Origin of the sequence: Paraburkholderia sp. 31.1, assembly GCF_014397645.1 — a bacterium.
Classification (GTDB): domain Bacteria; phylum Pseudomonadota; class Gammaproteobacteria; order Burkholderiales; family Burkholderiaceae; genus Paraburkholderia; species Paraburkholderia tuberum.
Genome location: NZ_VZQN01000002.1, coordinates 143172 through 163543, shown reverse-complemented (window position 1 = coordinate 163543; position 20372 = coordinate 143172). Strand labels below are relative to the sequence as shown.

The window sequence follows — 20372 nt, the reverse complement described above, 5'->3', positions numbered from 1 at the left end:
GCGACCGACGGCCCGCACGCCGTTTTTTTGTGCCATGAATCTGTGTGACGTACCGGATCCGGTCGTGCGGCGCACACGAAGACGGCACTTGAATACGGGCTCGTCGCACCAACCTGTGTCCAGCAGCTAATATTCAGAATATTTCCAGACAAGGATCCATTGCATGACCTTTCGCGCCCAAATGCTGGACACGTTGACCTCCCAGTCGTCCCGGGATCTCGAAGCGCAGGCACTCGGTCTGGTGCCGATCGTCGTGGAAACGAGCGGCCGGGGCGAGCGCTCCTATGATATTTATTCGCGTCTGCTGAAGGAACGCATCGTGTTCCTCGTGGGCGAAGTGAACGACCAGACGGCCAATCTGGTGGTTGCGCAGATGCTGTTTCTGGAAAGCGAGAATCCGGACAAGGACATCTACTTCTACATCAACAGTCCGGGCGGCTCCGTGTCTGCCGGTATGGCGATCTACGATACGATGCAGTTCATCAAGCCGGACGTCTCGACGCTGTGCATGGGGCTTGCGGCGAGCATGGGCGCGTTCCTGCTCGCGGCCGGTGCTAAGGGCAAGCGTTTCGCGCTGCCGAATTCGCGCGTGATGATTCATCAGCCGCTCGGCGGCGCGCGCGGCCAGGCATCGGACATTGAAATCCAGGCGCGTGAAATCCTGTACCTGAAGGATCGGCTGAATCATCTGCTCGCGCACCACACCGGTCAGCCGGTCGAACGTATCGCGCGTGACACCGACCGTGACAATTTCATGTCCGGCGATGACGCGCAGGCGTACGGCCTCGTCGACCAGGTGGCGCACAAGCGTCCCTGATCTGGTACGGTTTTGCCATGCTGTTTTGCCCACTGTTGCGGCAAAACCGTCATCGGGTCGGTTGTGAATGTTCAACTTCCGTCCGGGCGTCTGCGGCAAGCGCCGTTATCGTGCTCACTAGCCCTGCCGCGCCCAAACTGCGTGGCGGGGGCAAACGGCGTATTATCTAATCCGGTGTCCGGAGGCTCACACATCTATGGCGGACAAGAAAGGTTCTAACAGCGAAAAGCTGTTGTATTGCTCGTTTTGCGGCAAGAGCCAGCATGAGGTCAAGAAACTGATTGCTGGCCCGTCGGTATTCATCTGCGATGAATGTATCGATCTGTGCAACGAAATCATTCGTGACGAGGCTGCAGGCGCGGGCATCGAGGCCGGCTTGTCCAAGTCCGATCTGCCGACCCCGCAGGAAATCCGCGAAATTCTCGACCAGTACGTGATCGGTCAGGAGCGCGCGAAAAAGATCCTCGCGGTCGCGGTCTACAACCACTACAAACGCCTCAAGCATCTCGACAAGAAGGACGAAATCGAGCTGTCCAAGAGCAACATCCTGCTGATCGGCCCGACCGGCTCCGGCAAGACGCTGCTTGCGCAGACGCTCGCGCGCCTTCTGAACGTGCCATTCGTGATTGCCGACGCGACCACGCTGACGGAAGCCGGCTATGTCGGCGAAGACGTCGAGAACATCATTCAGAAGCTGCTGCAGAATTGTAATTACGAGGTGGACAAGGCCCAGCGCGGCATCGTCTACATCGACGAAATCGACAAGATCAGTCGCAAGTCCGACAACCCGTCCATCACGCGCGACGTGTCGGGCGAGGGTGTGCAGCAGGCTCTGCTGAAGCTGGTCGAAGGCACGATGGCGTCGGTGCCGCCGCAAGGTGGCCGTAAGCATCCGAACCAGGACTTCATCCAGGTCGATACGACGAACATCCTGTTCATCTGCGGCGGTGCGTTCGACGGCCTCGAGAAGGTCATCGTCGATCGCACCGAGAAGACCGGCATCGGTTTCGGCGCGAGCGTGAAGAGCAAGCAGGACCGCGACGCCGGCGAAGTGCTGCGCGAAGTGGAGCCGGAAGATCTGATCAAATTCGGCCTGATTCCGGAGCTGATCGGCCGTCTGCCGGTGGTCGCCACGCTCGGCAAGCTCGACGAAGCGGCGCTGATGAAGATTCTCGTCGAACCGAAGAATGCGCTGGTCAAGCAGTATCACAAGCTGTTCAGCATGGAGCGCGTCGAGCTCGAAATCCGTCCGGCCGCGTTGCAGGCCGTGGCGCGCAAGGCGATCCGCCGCAAGACGGGCGCGCGGGGCCTGCGTTCGATTCTGGAACAGGCGTTGCTTGATGTCATGTACGACCTTCCGCAAATGAAAGGTGTCAGCAAGGTCATCATCGACGACAACGTTATCGACGGCGACGGCAAACCGCTGCTGATCTACGAAGACGCGCCGAAGGTCGCGGGTTCGAACTGATCGGCTTTCGAGTTCTGCAAAAAGGCCGTTCATGGCGACGTGAACGGCTTTTTCGTTTATCGTGTGGTCAGGCTGGTTGTTCTCAACTATGGAGTCACTGAACCTTCGGAGTCACTGAACTTTTCCCACACGCGGAGGCTTGCAATATTTTCTGCTGGCCTCACCTATCGAACGAACTGATTCCACTCATGGGGAAATGAAATGTCAGGAACCCAACTCCTCCCGCCGGAACGCATTACGCTGCCGCTGCTCCCGCTGCGCGACGTAGTCGTTTTCCCGCACATGGTGATTCCGCTCTTCGTAGGCCGCCCGAAGTCGATCAAGGCTCTCGAAGCAGCGATGGAAGGCGGCAAGCACATCATGCTCGTCGCCCAGAAGACGGCTGCGAAAGATGAGCCGACCGAAAAGGACATGTACGAAGTAGGGTGTATCGCCAACATCCTGCAGATGCTGAAGCTGCCCGACGGTACCGTGAAGGTGCTCGTCGAAGGCTTGCAGCGCGCGAAGACGCTTTCCATCGAAGAACAGGAAACGCAGTTCTCGTGCGAAGTCATGCCGCTCGAACCTGACCACGCCGACAGCGCTGAAACCGAAGCGCTGCGTCGCGCGATCGTGTCGCAGTTCGACCAGTATGTGAAGCTGAACAAGAAGATCCCGCCGGAGATCCTGACCTCGCTGTCGGGTATCGACGAGGCAGGGCGTCTCGCCGACACGATCGCGGCGCATTTGCCGCTCAAGCTCGACCAGAAGCAACACATCCTCGAGATGTTCCCGGTGATCGAGCGGCTCGAGCATCTGCTCGCGCAACTCGAAGCCGAGATCGACATCCTGCAGGTCGAAAAGCGTATCCGCGGGCGCGTGAAGCGTCAGATGGAGAAGAGTCAGCGCGAGTACTACCTGAACGAACAGGTCAAGGCGATCCAGAAGGAACTCGGCGAAGGCGAAGAAGGTGCGGATCTCGAAGAACTCGAGAAGCGCATCACGGCCGCCCGCATGCCGAAGGAAGCGAAGAAGAAGGCCGACGCCGAGCTGAAGAAGCTCAAGCTGATGTCGCCGATGTCGGCGGAAGCGACGGTCGTGCGCAACTACATCGACACGCTGATCGGCTTGCCATGGCGCAAGAAGAGCAAGGTCAACAACGACCTGTCGAATGCGGAGCGCGTGCTCGACGAAGACCACTTCGGTCTCGAGAAAGTGAAGGAACGTATTCTCGAGTATCTCGCGGTCCAGCAACGTGTCGACAAGGTCAAGGCGCCGATCTTATGCCTCGTGGGGCCTCCGGGCGTCGGTAAGACTTCGCTCGGTCAGTCGATCGCGCGCGCGACGAACCGCAAGTTCGTGCGCATGGCATTGGGCGGCGTGCGTGACGAAGCCGAGATTCGTGGCCACCGTCGCACGTACATCGGTTCGATGCCGGGTAAGATCCTGCAAAGCCTGACCAAGGTCGGCGTGCGCAATCCGCTCTTCCTGCTCGACGAAGTCGACAAGATGGGTCAGGATTTCCGCGGCGATCCGTCGTCGGCCCTGCTGGAAGTGCTCGATCCGGAACAGAACCATACGTTCGCCGACCACTACGTCGAAGTCGACTTCGATCTGTCGGACGTGATGTTCGTGGCGACGTCGAACTCGCTGAACATTCCGCCGCCGCTGCTCGACCGGATGGAAGTGATTCGTCTGTCCGGTTATACGGAAGACGAGAAGGTCAGCATCGCGCAGCGTTATCTGCTGCCGAAGCAGAAGAAGAACAACGGCCTCAAGGATGGCGAGGTCGATGTGACGGAAACTGCGATCCGCGACATCATTCGTTACTACACGCGCGAAGCGGGCGTCCGCTCGCTCGAGCGTGAAATTTCGAAGATCTGCCGCAAGGTCGTGAAGATGCTTCTGCTGAAGAAGGCGGAAGGCGCGGTGAAGGTCGACGGCAGCAACCTCGACACGTTCCTCGGCGTGCGCAAGTACGACTTCGGTCTGGCCGCGAAGGAAAATCAGGTGGGCCAGGTCACGGGTCTCGCGTGGACGGAAGTGGGCGGCGATCTGCTGACCATCGAAGCCGCGGTGATGCCGGGCAAGGGCAATGTGATCCGCACGGGTTCGCTCGGCGACGTGATGAAGGAATCCGTCGAAGCGGCGCGCTCGGTCGTGCGTTCGCGTTCGCGTCGTCTTGGCATCAAGGACGAAGCGTTCGAGAAGCAGGACATTCACATCCACGTGCCGGAAGGCGCAACGCCGAAAGATGGTCCTTCGGCTGGTATCGCGATGACGACCGCGCTGGTGTCGGTGTTGACCGGTATTCCGGTGCGCGCCGATGTCGCGATGACGGGCGAAATCACGCTGCGTGGCGAAGTTCTGCCGATCGGCGGCCTGAAGGAAAAGCTGCTGGCGGCGCATCGCGGTGGCATCAAGCTGGTGCTGATTCCGGAAGAAAACGTCAAGGACTTGACGGAGATTCCGGACAACGTGAAGAACGCGATCGAAATCGTGCCGGTCCGCTGGATCGACAAGGTGCTCGAACTTGCGCTCGAGCGTGTACCGCAGGCGTTACCGGAAGAAGAACCGAAGCCCTCGGCGCCGGTTGGGGCTGAGCCGGGCAAGGATGCCGCGACGGACGTCGTCAAGCACTAAGGTTCGATGCGCATCAGAATGCGCTGACGCCAAAGCATTCTGCAGCGGTGTTGTTCGCTGAAGCAGAAAACCCGCGGTCAAGAGCCGCGGGTTTTTTTTGCCCGCGCGGCTTCGTCGCCAGGCCGCATCGCCAGTCTTTCCGCTGCAACATACTGTGACAAAAGCGCCCCTCTAAAATAACGTCGATCAGGCTCAACCCCGGTTGACACAAGGGTTTCGGCCGCTTCTAATGAGGCGGCCTGGCGTTCGCGCCGGCCGCGTGGCGGGAGGTGCTGGAAAGCACTGTCACGATTGCCAATAAATATTCACGGGGGTTTGAATGAACAAGACGGAATTGATCGATCACATCGCACAGCAAGCCGACATTTCGAAGGCCGCGGCGGGCCGTGCGCTCGATGCGGTCATCGCGGGCGTCAAAAACACGTTGAAGAAGGGCGGATCTGTGACGTTGGTCGGCTTTGGCACGTTCGCGGTCGGCAAGCGCACCGCGCGCACCGGACGCAATCCGCGCACGGGCGCCGCGATCAAAATCAAGGCAGCAAAAGTTCCTAAATTTAGGCCTGGCAAAGCTCTGAAGGATGCGCTAAACTAGTGCGCTTGCTGCTTGAGGAATTGCTTAACCCGACTGCATGAACGATTCACTGGGAGGGCAGCGGCAAGGCAGAAAACACATCAAGCACTGAATCACGAAACGGGTGCTTAGCTCAGTTGGTAGAGCGGCGCCCTTACAAGGCGTAGGTCGGGAGTTCGAGCCTCTCAGCACCCACCAGTTTCAGATTCGGCTGCAGTGTTTCCAGTCGCAAAAGTGCAGTATAAGGAGTGGTAGTTCAGTCGGTTAGAATACCGGCCTGTCACGCCGGGGGTCGCGGGTTCGAGTCCCGTCCACTCCGCCAGTATCCACGAAAGGCGAACTCCGGTTCGCCTTTTTTGTTGCCCGCTGTTGTAAGATCGGGCGTTCTGTTTTTGGCACCCCTCACGCATGCTCGATTTTTTCCGCAATCACCAACGCCTGATGATGTTCATGCTCATCCTCGTCATTTTGCCGGGGTTGGGTTTCGTGGGTATTCAGGGTTTCCGCGGCTTCTTTGACGAAAGTGCAAACGTCGCGAGTGTCAACGGTCACAAGATCACCCGTGTCGAATACGACGACGCGATGCGCCAGCAGATCGACCGCGGGCGTCAGATGCTCGGCGCGAAGTTCGACATGAAGTCGTTCGACACGCCGGAGCGCCGTCGCCAGATGCTCGACGGCATGATCGAGCAGCGTGTGCTTGCCGACGAAACGCAGCGTCTGCATCTGAGCGCATCGGACGAAGCGGTGCGCCGCGCGCTGCTGTCCGATCCGGTGATCTCGTCGCTGAAGAATCCCGACGGGTCGATCGACCTCGACCGCTACAAGCAACTGCTCGCGATGCAGGGCATGACGCCCGATCAGTACGACGAGCGCGTGCGCTACAACCTCGCTATGCAACAACTGCCCGCGAGCATCGAGGCGAGCGCGTTCACGTCGAAGACGCTCGCGCAGCACTTGACCGAGCTCGCGCAGCAGCAGCGTGAAGTGCAGGGCATTGCGTTCCATCCGCACGATTACGCGGCGAAGATCCAGCCGACCGATGCGCAACTGCAAGCGTACTACGACGCGCATCGCAACGACTTCGCGACGCCCGCTACGGCGACGATCCAGTACCTGGTGATGTCGCCGGCCGCGCTGAGCGCATCGGTGCAGCCGAGCGACGCGGACCTGAAGAAGTACTACGACGACAACATCGCCCACTTCCGCACCGAAGGCGAAGTGCGCGCGAGCCATATCCTGATTGCGGCACCGAAGGACGCGAGCGCGGCCGACAAGGCCAAAGCGAAGCAGAAGGCCGAGGAGTTGCTCGCGCAGCTCAAGGCGCATCCGGACCAGTTCGCGCAGATCGCGCGGCAGAACTCGCAGGATCCGGGTTCGGCATCGAAGGGTGGCGATCTCGGTTACTTCGGCCGCGGCATGATCGCGGGCGGCCAGGCGTTCGACGACGCGGTGTTCGCGCTGAAGAAGGACGAAATCAGCGGCATCGTCCAGACCGACTTCGGTTTCCACATCATCAAGGTCACCGATGTAAAGCCGGCGGTCACGAAGTCGTTCGACGAAGTGAAAGACCAGATCGCCAGGGAGCTGAAGACGCAACTGGCGAGCAAGGCATTCACCGACAGTTCGGAAGGTTTCACGTCGCTCGTCTATGAAAAGGCCAAGAGCCTGCAGCCGGCTGCTGACAAATTCAAGCTGCAGATCCAGACCGCGACGGTCACGCCGCAGCCGGATCCGAAGCTGCCGCCCGACAGCCCGCTGAACAACCCGAAGTTCCTCGCAGCCGTGTTCGCGAACGACTCGGTATCGGCGCACAACAATACGCAGGCCATCGACGTCGGCAACAACACGCTGATCGCCGCGCGTGTGACCGACTACAAGCCCGCTGCCGTGCCCGCATTCGACGCGGTGAAGGACGCGGTGCGTCAGAAGGTGATCGCCGTGCAGGCGAACGAAGCAGCGCACAAGGACGGCGTCGCGAAACTGGCCGAGTTCGAGAAGTCGAAGGCGACTGCTGGTTTCTCGTCGCCGCTGAAGGTGTCGCGCAATGACGCGCAGGGCGTGCCACCTGCCGCACTGAGCGCAATCTACAAGGTCGATGCGCAAAAGTTGCCGGCCTACGTCGGTGTCGATCTCGGCGACGACGGCTATGCGATCTATCGCGTGAACCAGATCGTGCAGCCCGCGGCCACCGACGCGCAGCATCTCGCTGTCGCGCAGCAGCAGATCGCGCAGGTGGACGCGCAGTCGGAGACCGAAGCCTATCTGAAAGCGCTGCGCGAGCGCTCGAAGGTGAAGATCTACGGTACGCTCGACAGCGCCGCCCAGCCGGCCGATCAGTAAGCCGCAGTAAGCATTACCTGCTCGTCCAAAAGCAAGCCCCGCATTTGCGGGGCTTTTTTTATCTACAGCCAGGTGGCAGCTTTACAGACAGCCGCTGATCGCGCCGGTGGCGTTGCCGCCGCCAGCGCCGCCGGCGCGAAAGCCGACCCACGTGCCCTTACCGCTATACGAAGGACGGACCACCGCGGCCGCGCCGTTGGGCGGCTGCTGGCCCGGGACGTAGACGTCCATGGCCTGATCGTTGGCGAGGATGTTTTGCGAGATCACCTGTTGTTGCGAACTATCCGCCCATTTCTGCGCGATGCAGGTTGCGACGGCGCGAGGCGGCTGCTGGCTTTGACCCACCGACTGAACGCCGGCCGGCGGTTGAGCCGCGCAAGCCGAGATGGCAATGGTCAAAGCGATTAACGGTAAATATTTCAACGTTATCTCCTCAGAAGTCGCTCAAGAATGAGCCGGGTGGCAGGGATTGCCCATATGTCGAACGGCTCGGCGATCCGTGTTCCCCAGGTTCCGGAAACAAGTCGTTAGCAGGTCTTTCAGTGCGGCGAACTTGCGTGAAGAAGTGGCTTGACAGCGGGCCACACGTTGTTGAGTAGCAGCGGCTGTGCCTGCTGCGTCGGGTGGAGCTGATCGGCCTGGAACATGTCCGGTTTATCTGCGATGCCGGCGAGAAGAAACGGCACGAGCGGCACATGGAACTCCTTCGAGAGTTGGCCGTAGAGGCCGTGGAACTTTTGCGTATAGTCGGGGCCGTAATTGGGCGGCACGTACATGCCGACGAGCACGACCTTCGCGTGGCCTTGCTGCGCCTGTTCGATGATCGTGCGCAGGTTGTCCTCGGTCGTCGAGAGCGGCACGCCGCGCAACGCGTCGTTGGCGCCGAGCTCGACGATCACGATGCTCGGTTTGAGCCGTTCCATCAGCGCGGGCAGACGCGCGCGTCCGCCGCTCGTCGTGTCGCCGCTGATGCTCGCATTGGCGACGCTATAATCGATGCGCTCTTCGGCCAGACGCTGACGCATCAACGCGACCCAGCCCGTATCGCGGGGCAGCCCGTACTCAGCGGAGATGCTGTCGCCGAGCACGACGATCACCGGCTTCGCGGGTTCGGGCGTATTCGCCGCGTGAGCCCGCAACGGTAACGAAACCAGCGCGGCGGCCATCATGGTCGCGCCGAATGCCGCAGACAGCGCCGCGGCGCGAGGGGCGATGGCGCGCACTTTCAACCTACGCTTCACCATGCCAAACAGAACTGATCCAGTCATTGAAGTGCGGGGTTTGTGCAAGAGGGTTAAGGATGCTGCGGGCGAACTGACGATTCTCGATCACATCGATCTTGCCGTCGATGCCGGCAGCAGCGTCGCGATCGTCGGTGCATCCGGGTCGGGCAAGTCTACGCTGCTCGGCTTGCTCGCGGGATTGGACAGTGCTAGCGCGGGCTCGGTTCGGTTGCTCGGGCGTGAACTCGGCGAGCTCGACGAAGACGGCCGCGCCGCGTTGCGCAGCGGCGCGGTCGGCTTCGTGTTCCAGTCGTTTCAGTTGATGCCGCATCTGACCGCGCTCGAAAACGTCACGTTGCCGCTCGAACTGCAAGGCGGCATCGGCACACGCGAGGCCGCCGCGCGTGCGCGTGAACTGCTCGAACAGGTTGGGCTCGGGCAGCGTACCGGTCATTATCCGAAGCTGCTGTCGGGCGGCGAGCAGCAGCGCGTCGCGCTCGCGCGCGCGTTCGTCACGCGCCCGGCGATCCTGTTCGCCGACGAACCCACCGGCAGTCTCGACGCGGCCACCGGCCACGCGGTGATCGATCTGATGTTCGAGATGAATCGCGCGCACGGCGCGACGCTCGTGCTCGTGACACACGACATCGAACTCGCGCGGCGTTGCGATACGACGGTGACGATCGAAGCGGGGCGGCTCGCTTGATGGTCCGGCCGATCGCGGGCTTGCGCTCGGGTACCTCGAGCATGTCGTCGTCGAAGCAAAAACAAAGCGGGCCGTAGCCCGCTTCGTTCTGTTTGTGGCGCGTTATCGCCCGCTATCGTGCGCTCCAGACTTCCATTCAGCGCTTCAACGCAGCCCGGGCCCGCGCGATCAGCGCCGACGTCGACGAGTCATGCTTCTTCACGTCGGCACTCGCCGCGCCCAGATCGGCCTCGACCACCTTGCCGAGAATCTTGCCGAGTTCGACGCCCCACTGATCGAACGGGTTGATGTTCCACACCGACGCCTGCACCAGCACCTTGTGCTCATAAAGCGCGATCAGCGCGCCGAGGGTGCGCGCGGTCAACGCGTCGAGCAGCAGCGTCGCGGTGGGGCGGTTGCCCGGGAACGTCAGGTGCGGTGCGAGTTCCGGCTTGTCGGGGCCGGCCACTTTCTTCGCTTCCTCGAGCGTGCGACCGAGCATCAACGCTTCGCTCTGCGCGAAGCAGTTCGCGAGCAGCTTCGGATGATGGCTCGCGAGCGGATGCTCGGGCGTCAGCAGCGCGATGAAATCGATCGGCACGATCGTCGGGCCCTGGTGCAGCATCTGGAAAAACGCGTGCTGACCGTTCGTGCCCGGCTCGCCCCACGTGACTGCGGAAGTCGCATAGTCGACGAACGCGCCGTCGAGACGTGCGGACTTGCCATTGCTCTCCATTTCGAGCTGCTGCAGATACGACGGCAGGAAATGCAGCGCCTGCGAATACGGCGCGACCAGATAGCTCTGCGAGCCGAAGAAGTTGCGATACCAGATGCCGATCATGCCGAGCAGCACCGGCAGGTTCCTGTCGAGCGGCGCGGTGCGGAAGTGCTGGTCCATCTCGTTGGCGCCGGCGAGCAGCTCGTCGAACTGTTGCGGACCTACCGCGATCATGATCGATAGACCGACGGCCGACCACAGCGAGTAGCGTCCGCCGACCCAGTCCCACATCGAGAACACGTTCTCTTGCGCGATGCCGAACTTGACGACTTCGGCCGTATTGGCCGACACACCGACGAAGTGCTTCGCCAGCGCGCTTTCCGGGCAGCCTTTCTGGATGAAAAAGTCGCGCAGCGAGCGCGCGTTGGTCATCGTCTCCAGCGTCGTGAAAGTCTTCGACACGATGATCGCGAGCGTCTCTTCGGGATCGATCTGCTGCATCACGCTGTACAGATCGGCGCCGTCCACGTTCGACACGAAGTGCGTCGAGATCTCGGGCGTCGCGAGATGATGCAACGCGTGCACGACCATCTTCGGCCCTAGATCCGAGCCGCCGATGCCGATGTTTACGACATGACGGATCCGCTTGCCAGTGTAGCCGGTCCATGCGCCGCTGCGGACCTGCTCGGCGAACGCGGCCATTTTCTTGCGCTCGGTCTGCACTTCGGCGAAGAACGGCGCCTTCGGGTCGGTTGCGCGCAAGGCCGTGTGCAGCGCGGCGCGGCCTTCGGTCGGGTTGACGACCTCGCCCGCGAACATCGCGTCGCGGCGCTTTTCGACGCCGGCTTCGCGGGCGAGTTGCACGAGCAGTTGCAGGGTTTCGGCGGTGATGCGGTGCTTCGAGAAATCGGCTGAGAGACCGCCGCCCGCGAACGTGAAGCGTTCGGCGCGCGTGGGAGCGGGATCGTTCTCGGGGGCGAACCAGTCGCGCAGATGCGCATCGCGAATCGTGTCGTAATGCGTCTGCAGCGAGGACCAGGAGGGGAGCGAGTTCTGGGTCATAGCGTCCGTCTAACCAAGGGGCACGAAGGAAGGCGCGCGCATGAAGCGTGGCCGAGAATGATGCGGCGATGCAGTCAGAGCGATGCCACGCGGCCCGGATCGGGACAGGTGCCGACGATACTTCGCGAAGCGGGTGAACTTCGCGAACACGCGAGGCGGCGCCCGCGCCCGCTGGAGTATCGCCGCGACCCGCGATCGATCCGACGCGCGGCGCAGGCAATCAGTATAGCGGGGATGCGCGACGGGCAGCAGGGCGTTGCGCGCGCTCGCAATGATTGGGATCGCGATGTTTCATCGGTGTGAACGAGCGCCGCGGACGCGATTCGTATTCAGAGCAATCGCGCGCGTCAAGCAACCGGCGCCGAATAGAACAGCCGGTTCAACAAGGTACGCACCATCGGTGCCAGCTCGCCGGCCGTCAGCCCGGCGGGGCCGTGGCCCTGCGCGGTCAGCGTATCGGCGGCAAGGCCGTGCAGATAGACGCCCGCGAGCGCCGCCTCGAAGCGTGGCAGATGCTGCGCGAGCAGCGCGCCGATGATGCCGCCGAGCACGTCGCCGGTGCCGCCCGTCGCGAGCGCGGCGTTGCCGGTCGGGTTCAGCGCGAGGCGGCCGTCGGGCGCGGCGATGATCGTGCCGACGCCCTTCAGCACGACGACGCTCGCAAAACGCGCCGCGAGCGCACGCGCGGCCGCGAGACGGTCGCGTTGCACGCTCGCCGCATCGCTGCCAAGCAGGCGCGCCGCTTCGAGCGGATGCGGAGTGAAAATGCACGGATCGCCTTGCACGCCGCGCGCGGTGACTTCCGCGGCGAGCGCGGGATCCTTGGCGACCAGGTTCAGCGCGTCGGCATCGAACAGCTTGGGCACGTCGAGTTGCAGCACGTCGTGCAGTACCCGCGTCGCGCGTTCGCCGTGCCCCATGCCGCAGCCGATCGCGAGTGCGTCCATCGAATCGAGCGGCAGCGTGTCGATCGGATGCAGCATCAGTTCGGGGTGCGGCGGATCGTAGGGCGGGGCGCCTTCGCCGAGCAGCGCGACGTGGACCTTGCCCGCGCCGGTGTAGAGCGCCGCGCGCGCCGCGAGAATCGGCGCGCCGCACATGCCGGTGTCGCCGCCGACCACCGCGAGGCTGCCGAAGGTGCCCTTGTTGGTCGCGAAGTTGCGTGGGGGCATGAAGGGGCCGAAGAGATCGGGCGCGCTGAGCTGGATCGCCGCACGTGAGGCGCTGGTGGCAGCGTCCTGGCTGCCCCTGTCGTTGATCCCTGCCACGAGCCCGATCGGTGCGACCGTCACTCGCCCGGCGAGATCGCGGCCTTGCGCGGTGAACAGCCCCGGCTTCGCGCCGATGAACGTGATCGTGTGCGTCGCATGGACCGCCGCCGCGCCGTTGCCGCCGATCACCGCGCCGGTGTCGCTGTCGAGCCCGCTGGGCACATCGAGCGCGAGCACGGCGCCTTGTGTCGGGCGCGCCTTCGTGCGCTGCGACAACTGCCGCGCGAGCGTCGCGAAGACGCCGTCGAGCGGCCGCGCGAGACCGATGCCGAACATACCGTCGACGAGCCAGCCATAGCCGTCGAGCGAGGCGGGCGGCGCCGCATCGATCGGCACGCCGGCGGCGCGCGCGGCGTCGAGCGCCCAGCGCGCGTCGGCGGGCTTCACTTCAACCGGCATACAGACTTCGACTGCGATGCCGGCCTTGTGCAGTTCCGTCGCGACGACCAGCGCGTCGCCGCCATTGTTGCCGGGGCCGGCGACCAGCCACGCGCGCTGCTGCGACTTCGTCACCGACGTATCCGCGGCGATCCGTTCGAGCAGCCAGCGCGCGGCCGCATGACCGGCGCGCGCCATCAGCGTGTGCTCGGGCAGGGCCGTGGCGGCCTGGGATTCGGCGATCCGCAAGTCGGTCAGCGTCAGCAGCGGCAGCGCAAGCGGCTGCGAGTCGGTCAGCGGATCGAAAAGGGAGAGCAGCGAGTTTTCTGCGTCTGTCATGGCGAAACCTGGCGGTGCGCCCGCGGCGCGGCGGGCAGACTTTGGAATCGCTATGTTAGTGCCGATAGGCGCACGGCGTGCGGCTGTTTCGGTGCGCGCGGCGCAAGCGGCGCGATGAACGCGGGGTATCGACAGCGGGCTGTCAGCCCGCCATACCCGCCTGGAACCGCACGAAACCTTACTGGAACCGCTCCGGCCTCAATGCAGCGAGCGTGTCTTGCGGCAACGTCGGCGTCTGTCCCGACATCAGCTGTGCAACGAGCTTGCCCGCGCCGCAGGCGAGACCCCAGCCGGCCGGGCCATGCCCGACGTTGATGAACAGCCGCGGATGCAGCGCGTTGCCGATCACCGGCAAGCCATCGGGCGACAGCAGTTTCACGCCTTCCCACGGCAGCGCCGCCGAAATGCGCGCGGCGCCCGGAATCCAGTCGTGCGTCGCCTGGCCGAGCAACGCGAGCGCCTCCTTGGTCAGCGCTTCGCCGAGCGGCTTGTCGATCCGGCTCGCGCTTTGCAGCACCGCGCCGCCCGCGATCCGCAGCCGATGGTTCATGCGGCTGATGCCGATGCGCTTGACCGCATCGACGATCGCGACGTGCGGCGCGCATTCCTCGTGCGCGATCGGCGCGACCAGCGAATGCAGCCGCAGCGGATGCAGCGGCAGCCTGAGCCCCGCGCGTTCGAGCAGCGCGAGGCTGCCGTAACCGGCGGCGACCACGACCGCGTCGGCCTGGACCACGTCGATCTCGCGCGAGCGGGGCGCGCCGTCGCGCGGCGCCAGTTCGACCGCCGCGCGCTGACTGTCGAGACGAATGCCGGTCACCTCGCAGTTCGGCATGAACTGCACGCCGCCTTGGGTATCGAGCACCTGTTTGACGAGCTTGGTAAAAAGCGGACAGTTCGCGGTGCGCTCGTGCTCGAACAGCACGCCGCCGGCGAATTCAGGATCTGTGGGGACCGCATGCTCGAACGCCGCGCATTCGGCCGGGCTCAGCACGTGATGCGGCACCTCGAACCGGTGCAGCAGATCGAGCGCGGCTGCGTTCAGCTCCCATTCGTGCGCGCTGCGCACGAGGTACAGCAGACCGCTCGCCTGTTCGAATTCGAGGCCGAAGCGGGCTTCGACGTCGGCCATCGCATCGCGCGAGGATTCGATCAGCGGCCGCAGCAGCGCGTACTGGCGCGCGAACGCCTCGGGCGCCTGCCATGCTCCGAGCTGCTTGATGAACTGCCGCGCGGCGCCGTTGAAGCCGGTCTTGCTGATCACGCCATTTTTCGCGTTGTAGCGGCTCGCCATGAAGGTCGGGCCGAACCAGACGTCGAGCGGCGTCGGCAGCACGTTGCCGCCTTGTCCGTAGGTGGCGCCTTGCGCGACGGTCGCGTGACGCTCGACGACGCATACCCGGTGGCCGGCCGCGCGCAGGTGATAAGCGGTGGCGACGCCCGCTACCCCGCCGCCAATGACGATGACATCCATGCTCTGATTCGATGTGCCGACGGGCGGCTCGCGCGCGGTCCCGTTGGCTGTGACATGCGGCGCGCCGCCGGGTGAAACCCGGGTCGCGTGCGCCGATCTGGTGAAACGCGAATGATAGCAGTCAAAACACCCGCGCGGCGACGCGACGGGCACCGCGGCGACGCCCTAAGCGGGCAGGCGCGGCCCGCCGCCCACGCACCCCGGAGCCCGCTGGAAGCCCGTTCCCGGGGTATAATCCCGGACTTCCTTTCCGCCTCACGTCGCCTGCATGCGCGGCTCCCCGGCATCAATGAGCGACGCAACGTCAAGTCCCATGGCCCACTTCTCGTGTTTCCCCGGCGCTTCGGCCCTCTCCGATTTTCGTCAAACCCGCCTGCTCGACACGCTCACGCGCATCGACCCGAATATCACCGGCGTGCGCGGGCAGTATCTGCACTTCGTCAATGCGCAGACCGAACTGTCCGCTGAAGACAGCGCGAAGATCGAGGCGCTGATGCACTACGGCAATCCGTTCGAAGAAGGCAAGGAGCGTGGCGCGGTCGAGACCTTCCTCGTCGTGCCGCGCTTTGGCACCGTGTCGCCGTGGGCCAGCAAGGCAACCGACATCGCGCATCTGTGCGGGCTCACGCGGGTGCGCCGCATCGAGCGCGGCGTCGAGTACTCGGTGACGCTGAAAAGCGGCCTGCTCGGCGGCAAGAAGACGCTGTCGGACGAAGCGCGCGCGGCCGTCGCCGCCGCGCTGCACGATCGCATGACCGAGAGCGTCGCGCCGTCGCGCGACCATGCGTTGCATCTGTTCGACGAATTGCCGGCCAAGCCGCTGCAAACCGTCGACGTGCTCGCGAGCGGCCGCGCCGCGCTCGAAACCGCCAACGCGGAACTGGGCCTCGCGCTCGCCGACGACGAAATCGACTATCTGGTCGACGCATTCACGAAGCTCGGCCGCAATCCGACCGACGTCGAGCTGATGATGTTCGCGCAGGCCAACAGCGAGCACTGCCGCCACAAGATCTTCAACGCGGACTGGACGATCGACGGCGAGAAGCAGGACATGTCGCTGTTCAACATGATCCGCAACACCGAGAAGCTGAACCCGCAGGGCACGATCGTCGCGTATTCGGACAACTCGGCGATCATGGTCGGCGGCATGGCCGAGCGCTGGTTCCCGCGCACGCCGGCCGACCGCGGCGCGAGCGAATTGCCCGAGCACTATGGCCGCAGCGTCGAGCTCACGCACACGCTGATGAAGGTCGAAACGCACAATCATCCGACCGCGATCTCGCCGTTCCCGGGCGCCGCGACCGGCGCAGGTGGCGAAATCCGCGACGAAGGCGCGACCGGCCGCGGCGCGCGTCCGAAGGCGGGCCTCGCGGGCTTCACGGTATCGAACCTCGAACTGCCGGACGGCGTCGAGGCGTGGGAAAACGCCCGCGACACCGCTCAGCCGCTCGCGCAGCGCAATCCGGCCGACCAGCACGAAGCGTACGGCCGCCCGGACCGCATCGCCTCGCCGCTGCAGATCATGATCGACGGCCCGCTCGGCGCCGCCGCGTTCAACAACGAATTCGGCCGGCCGAACCTCGGCGGCTACTTCCGCACCTACGAGCAGAACGTCGCGGGTCTCGTGCGCGGCTATCACAAGCCGATCATGATCGCGGGCGGCATCGGCAATATCTCCGACCAGCACACGCACAAGCACGATCTGCCGGAAGGCTCGCTGCTGATCCAGATCGGCGGCCCGGGCATGCGCATCGGCATGGGCGGCGGCGCCGCGAGCTCGATGGCGACCGGCACCAACACCGCCGAGCTCGACTTCGACTCGGTGCAGCGCGGCAACCCGGAAATCGAGCGACGCGCGCAGGAAGTGATCAACGCGTGCTGGCAACTCGGCGACAAGAACCCGATCCTTAGTATTCACGATGTCGGCGCGGGCGGTCTGTCGAACGCGTTCCCCGAAGTGGTGGACGGTGCGGGCAAGGGCGCACTGTTCGAACTGCGCAAGATCCAGCTCGAAGAGAGCGGTCTGTCGCCGCGCGAAATCTGGTCGAACGAAGCGCAGGAGCGCTACGTGCTCGCCATTGCGCCGGCCGATCTGCCGGCGTTCGAGGCGATGTGCAAGCGCGAGCGCTGCCCGTTCGCGGTGATCGGCACGGCCACCGCCGAGCGTCAACTGAAGCTCATTGATTCCGAACTGCAGGAAGGCGCGCACCAGCCAGTCGATATGCCGATGGAAGTGCTGCTCGGCAAGGCGCCGCGTATGCACCGCGACGTAAAGCGTGCCGAGCGCAGGCTCGAACCGGTCGACGTGACCGGCCTCGCGCTGCAGGACGTCGCGCAGAGCGTGCTGCGTCATCCGACGGTCGCGAGCAAGTCGTTCCTGATCACGATCGGCGACCGCTCGGTCGGCGGCACGACCGCGCGCGATCAGATGGTCGGTCCGTGGCAGGTGCCGGTGGCCGACGTCGCGATCACGACGATGGATTACGCAGGCTTCAGCGGCGAAGCGATGACGATGTCCGAGCGCACGCCGCTCGCCGTCATCAACGCACCGGCCTCCGGCCGTATGGCAGTCGGCGAGGCGATCACCAACATCGCGGCGGCGCCGATCGCGTCGCTCGACAAACTCAAGCTGTCGGCCAACTGGATGGCCGCGTGCGGCGCGCCTGGCGAAGACGCCGCGCTCTACGACACGGTCAAGGCGATCGGTATGGAACTGTGCCCGGCGCTCGGTATCGGCATTCCGGTCGGCAAGGATTCGCTGTCGATGCGCACCCGCTGGGAAGAGAGCGGCGTCGCGAAGGAAGTGGTCGCGCCGGTGTCGCTGATCATCTCCGCGTTCGCGCCGGTTGAAGACGTCCGCAAGCATCTGACGCCACAACTGCAGCGCGTGAGCGAAGTCGGCGAGTCGGTGCTGATCGCGATCGATCTCGGCCGCGGCAAGCAGCGTCTGGGCGGCAGCATTCTCGCGCAGGTCACGCAGCAGGTCGGCGACACGGTGCCGGACGTCGACGATCCGGAAGATCTGAAGCGCTTCTTCAACGCGATCCAGGCGCTCAATAGCGACGGCAAGCTGCTCGCGTACCACGACCGCTCGGACGGCGGCCTGTGGGCGACGGTTTGCGAAATGGCGTTCGCGGGTCACGCGGGCGTGTCGCTGAACGTCGACATGCTCGTGCTCGACGCGCATCACGAATCCGATTACGGCGACGCGAAGGACTGGGTGAAGCAGACCAGCGGCCGCCGCGACGACCGCACGCTGCGCGCGCTTTTCAACGAAGAGCTCGGCGCCGTCGTGCAAGTGCGCGCGGCCGATCGCGACGCGGTGCTCGCCGCGCTGCGCGAGCATGATCTGTCGGCGTGCTCGCACGTGATCGGCAAGACCAACGAGCGCGACGTGATCGAGATCTATCGCGACGCGAAGAAGCTCTACGAGGCGCCGCGTGCCGAACTGCATCGCACGTGGAGCGAAGTGAGCTGGCGCATCGCGCGTCTGCGCGACAACCCGGCTTGCGCCGACGCCGAATACGACGCGCTGCTCGACGCGGCCGACCCGGGCATCACGCCGGTGCTGAGCTTCGATCCGGCCGACGATGTCGCCGCCCCGTTCGTCCCCCAAGGGGACTTCCTTCGGGGCGTCCCCCAAGGGGACTTCCTTCGGGGCGTTGGCAAGGGCGCGCGTCCGCGCGTCGCGATCCTGCGCGAGCAGGGCGTGAACTCGCATCTGGAGACGGCCTATGCATTCGATCGCGCCGGCTTCGACGCGCACGACGTGCATATGAGCGACCTGCTCGCGGGCCGCGCGAACCTCGCCGATTTCGCGGGTGCGGTCGCGTGCGGCGGCTTCTCGTACGGCGATACGCTGGGCGCCGGCGAAGGCTGGGCGAAGACGATCCGCTTCAACGCGCAACTGGCCGACATGTTCGCCGCGTTCTTCAGTCGTGGCGACACGTTCGCGCTCGGCATCTGCAACGGCTGCCAGATGATGAGCAGCCTCGCGTCGATGATCCCCGGCGCCGAAGCATGGCCGAAGTTCACGCGCAACAAGTCGGAGCAGTTCGAGGCACGCTTCTCGCTCGTCGAGGTGCAGGCATCGCCGTCGCTCTTTTTCGCCGGCATGGAAGGCTCGCGCATTCCGGTCGCGGTCGCGCACGGCGAAGGCTTTGCGGACTTCTCGCAGCAGGGCGACAAGTCGAAGGTCGCGGTCGCGATGCGCTATGTCGATCACCGTGGTCAGGCGACCGAGCAGTATCCGTTCAACCCGAACGGTTCGCCCGAGGGCATCACGTCGGTCACGACGGCCGATGGCCGCTTCACGGTGCTGATGCCGCACATGGAGCGCGTGCATCGCGCGGTGCAGATGAGCTGGCATCCGCAGGGCTGGGGCGAGATCGGCACGGACGCGAGCCCGTGGCTGCGCGCGTTCCAGAACGCGCGTCGCTGGCTCGGTTGACGAGTCGAGGGGCTGCCGCCCGCGTGCGGCGGCTCCTGTTTGCGGCAGCCACGCACGCCGCCGCTGCAAATCTTGCAGCAACAAAAAAGCCGCCCACGGGCGGCTTTATCGCATTCAGGCTTCTGAGCCAGGCGGACTATCCGAAGACAATCTGCCCGCCGACCCTTACTGAATCTTCGCGTTCTTGCGCAGATTCTCTTCGAACGCCTGCAGCTTTTCCTGCTGGATCTGCTGCACGATCTGCGTGCGCACCTGCTCGAGCGGCGGCGGCGTGACGGCGCGGATGTCGTCGACACGGATGATGTGCCAGCCGAATTGCGTATGCACCGGCGTGTCGGTCATCTGGCCTTTCTGCAGATGCGTGGCCGCGTCTGCGAATTCAGGCACGTAGGCCTTCGGATCCGACCAGTCGAGATCGCCGCCGTTCTTGCCCGATCCCGGGTCCTTCGAGTACTGCTTGGCCAGGGCCTCGAAGCTCGCGCCGGCCTTGATCTTCGCGATCAGCTCCTTCGCCTGTTGCTCGTTGTCGACGAGGATATGGTGCAGGTGATATTCCTTGCCGCCCGCATCCTTGACGAGCGCGTTGTAGCGCGCGGTGATTTCGGCGTCGGTCGGCTGATTGTTCTTTACGAAGTCTTCGATCAGCGCGCGCAGCACGACAGTTTGCTGCGCGACCGCGATTTGCGCCTTGACGTCCGGACGGTTCGGCAGCCCGCGACGCAGCGCTTCCTGCATCAGGATTTCGCGATTCACGAGCTCTTCGCGCACGGCCTGCTGCAGTTGCGGCGTGTCCTGCTGTCCCTGGTGAACCAGTTGCTGGATCAATGCGTCGGCGCGCGACTTCGGAATCGGCGTGCCGTTCACCACGGCGATGTTCTGTGCGAATGCAGGTGCGGCCGCGAACGCAGCCAGCAATACCCAGTGGCGGGTTTTCTTCAAGGTCATCGAAAG

At 64.2% G+C, this 20372-nt stretch carries 13 protein-coding genes and 2 tRNA genes; 9 read left to right on the top strand and 6 right to left on the bottom strand.

From position 1 onward, the window contains the following. The first annotated feature begins 163 nt into the window (after positions 1 to 163). From clpP to F6X37_RS01890, 7 genes are all read left to right on the top strand, one after another. Entirely contained in the window at positions 164 to 817 is a 654-nt protein-coding gene (gene clpP, locus F6X37_RS01920) for an ATP-dependent Clp endopeptidase proteolytic subunit ClpP (RefSeq protein ID WP_013089401.1), read from the top strand. A 196-nt stretch (positions 818 to 1013) separates the two neighbouring features. Continuing rightward, positions 1014 to 2285 (top strand): ATP-dependent Clp protease ATP-binding subunit ClpX, encoded by a 1272-nt coding sequence (gene clpX / locus F6X37_RS01915; RefSeq protein WP_013089402.1) that lies wholly within the window; start codon positions 1014 to 1016, stop codon positions 2283 to 2285. Between the two features lie 201 nt (positions 2286 to 2486). Beyond that, entirely contained in the window at positions 2487 to 4907 is a 2421-nt protein-coding gene (gene lon / locus F6X37_RS01910; RefSeq protein ID WP_018418078.1) for an endopeptidase La, read from the top strand. Positions 4908 to 5226: 319 nt separating this feature from the next. After that, on the top strand, positions 5227 to 5499 hold the full coding sequence (locus F6X37_RS01905) for an HU family DNA-binding protein (protein WP_018418077.1): 273 nt from the start codon (positions 5227 to 5229) through the stop codon (positions 5497 to 5499). A 101-nt stretch (positions 5500 to 5600) separates the two neighbouring features. After that, positions 5601 to 5676: transfer RNA gene (locus tag F6X37_RS01900), tRNA-Val, on the top strand. Positions 5677 to 5723: 47 nt separating this feature from the next. After that, positions 5724 to 5800: transfer RNA gene (locus tag F6X37_RS01895), tRNA-Asp, on the top strand. Between the two features lie 86 nt (positions 5801 to 5886). Next, a complete protein-coding gene (locus F6X37_RS01890) occupies positions 5887 to 7821 on the top strand; it encodes a SurA N-terminal domain-containing protein (protein WP_090804744.1) in 1935 nt (644 codons plus the stop codon). 81 nt (positions 7822 to 7902) lie between these two features. Here the strand turns inward: F6X37_RS01890 and F6X37_RS01885 are convergent, their stop codons facing one another. Further along, positions 7903 to 8244 (bottom strand): hypothetical protein, encoded by a 342-nt coding sequence (locus F6X37_RS01885; RefSeq protein WP_090804745.1) that lies wholly within the window; start codon positions 8242 to 8244, stop codon positions 7903 to 7905. Between the two features lie 116 nt (positions 8245 to 8360). Further along, on the bottom strand, positions 8361 to 9065 hold the full coding sequence (locus tag F6X37_RS01880; protein ID WP_187610118.1) for an arylesterase: 705 nt from the start codon (positions 9063 to 9065) through the stop codon (positions 8361 to 8363). On the opposite strand from F6X37_RS01880, the gene F6X37_RS01875 reads away from it, so the two are divergent. Further along, on the top strand, positions 9064 to 9750 hold the full coding sequence (locus tag F6X37_RS01875) for an ABC transporter ATP-binding protein (RefSeq protein ID WP_187610117.1): 687 nt from the start codon (positions 9064 to 9066) through the stop codon (positions 9748 to 9750). The genes F6X37_RS01880 and F6X37_RS01875 overlap by 2 nt on opposite strands. A 136-nt stretch (positions 9751 to 9886) precedes the next feature. Here the strand turns inward: F6X37_RS01875 and pgi are convergent, their stop codons facing one another. The 3 genes from pgi to F6X37_RS01860 all read right to left on the bottom strand — a co-directional run bounded on the left by pgi (position 9887) and on the right by F6X37_RS01860 (position 14971). Further along, positions 9887 to 11509 carry a glucose-6-phosphate isomerase gene (gene pgi, locus F6X37_RS01870; protein ID WP_187610116.1) on the bottom strand — a complete coding sequence of 541 codons (1623 nt, stop codon included), beginning with the start codon at positions 11507 to 11509 and terminating at the stop codon, positions 9887 to 9889. A 347-nt stretch (positions 11510 to 11856) separates the two neighbouring features. Beyond that, a complete protein-coding gene (locus F6X37_RS01865) occupies positions 11857 to 13497 on the bottom strand; it encodes an NAD(P)H-hydrate dehydratase (protein WP_187610115.1) in 1641 nt (546 codons plus the stop codon). Positions 13498 to 13675: 178 nt separating this feature from the next. Further along, complete coding sequence (locus F6X37_RS01860) at positions 13676 to 14971, bottom strand: FAD-dependent oxidoreductase (RefSeq protein ID WP_187610114.1); 1296 nt, start codon at positions 14969 to 14971, stop codon at positions 13676 to 13678. 313 nt (positions 14972 to 15284) lie between these two features. Here F6X37_RS01860 and purL point away from each other — a divergent pair, with 313 nt between their 5' ends. After that, on the top strand, positions 15285 to 19421 hold the full coding sequence (gene purL, locus F6X37_RS01855) for a phosphoribosylformylglycinamidine synthase (RefSeq protein WP_187610113.1): 4137 nt from the start codon (positions 15285 to 15287) through the stop codon (positions 19419 to 19421). A gap of 165 nt (positions 19422 to 19586) precedes the next feature. Here the strand turns inward: purL and F6X37_RS01850 are convergent, their stop codons facing one another. Further along, positions 19587 to 20366, bottom strand: coding sequence for a peptidylprolyl isomerase (locus F6X37_RS01850; protein WP_187610112.1), 780 nt, complete (start codon positions 20364 to 20366; stop codon positions 19587 to 19589). Between the last annotated feature and the right edge of the window lie 6 nt (positions 20367 to 20372).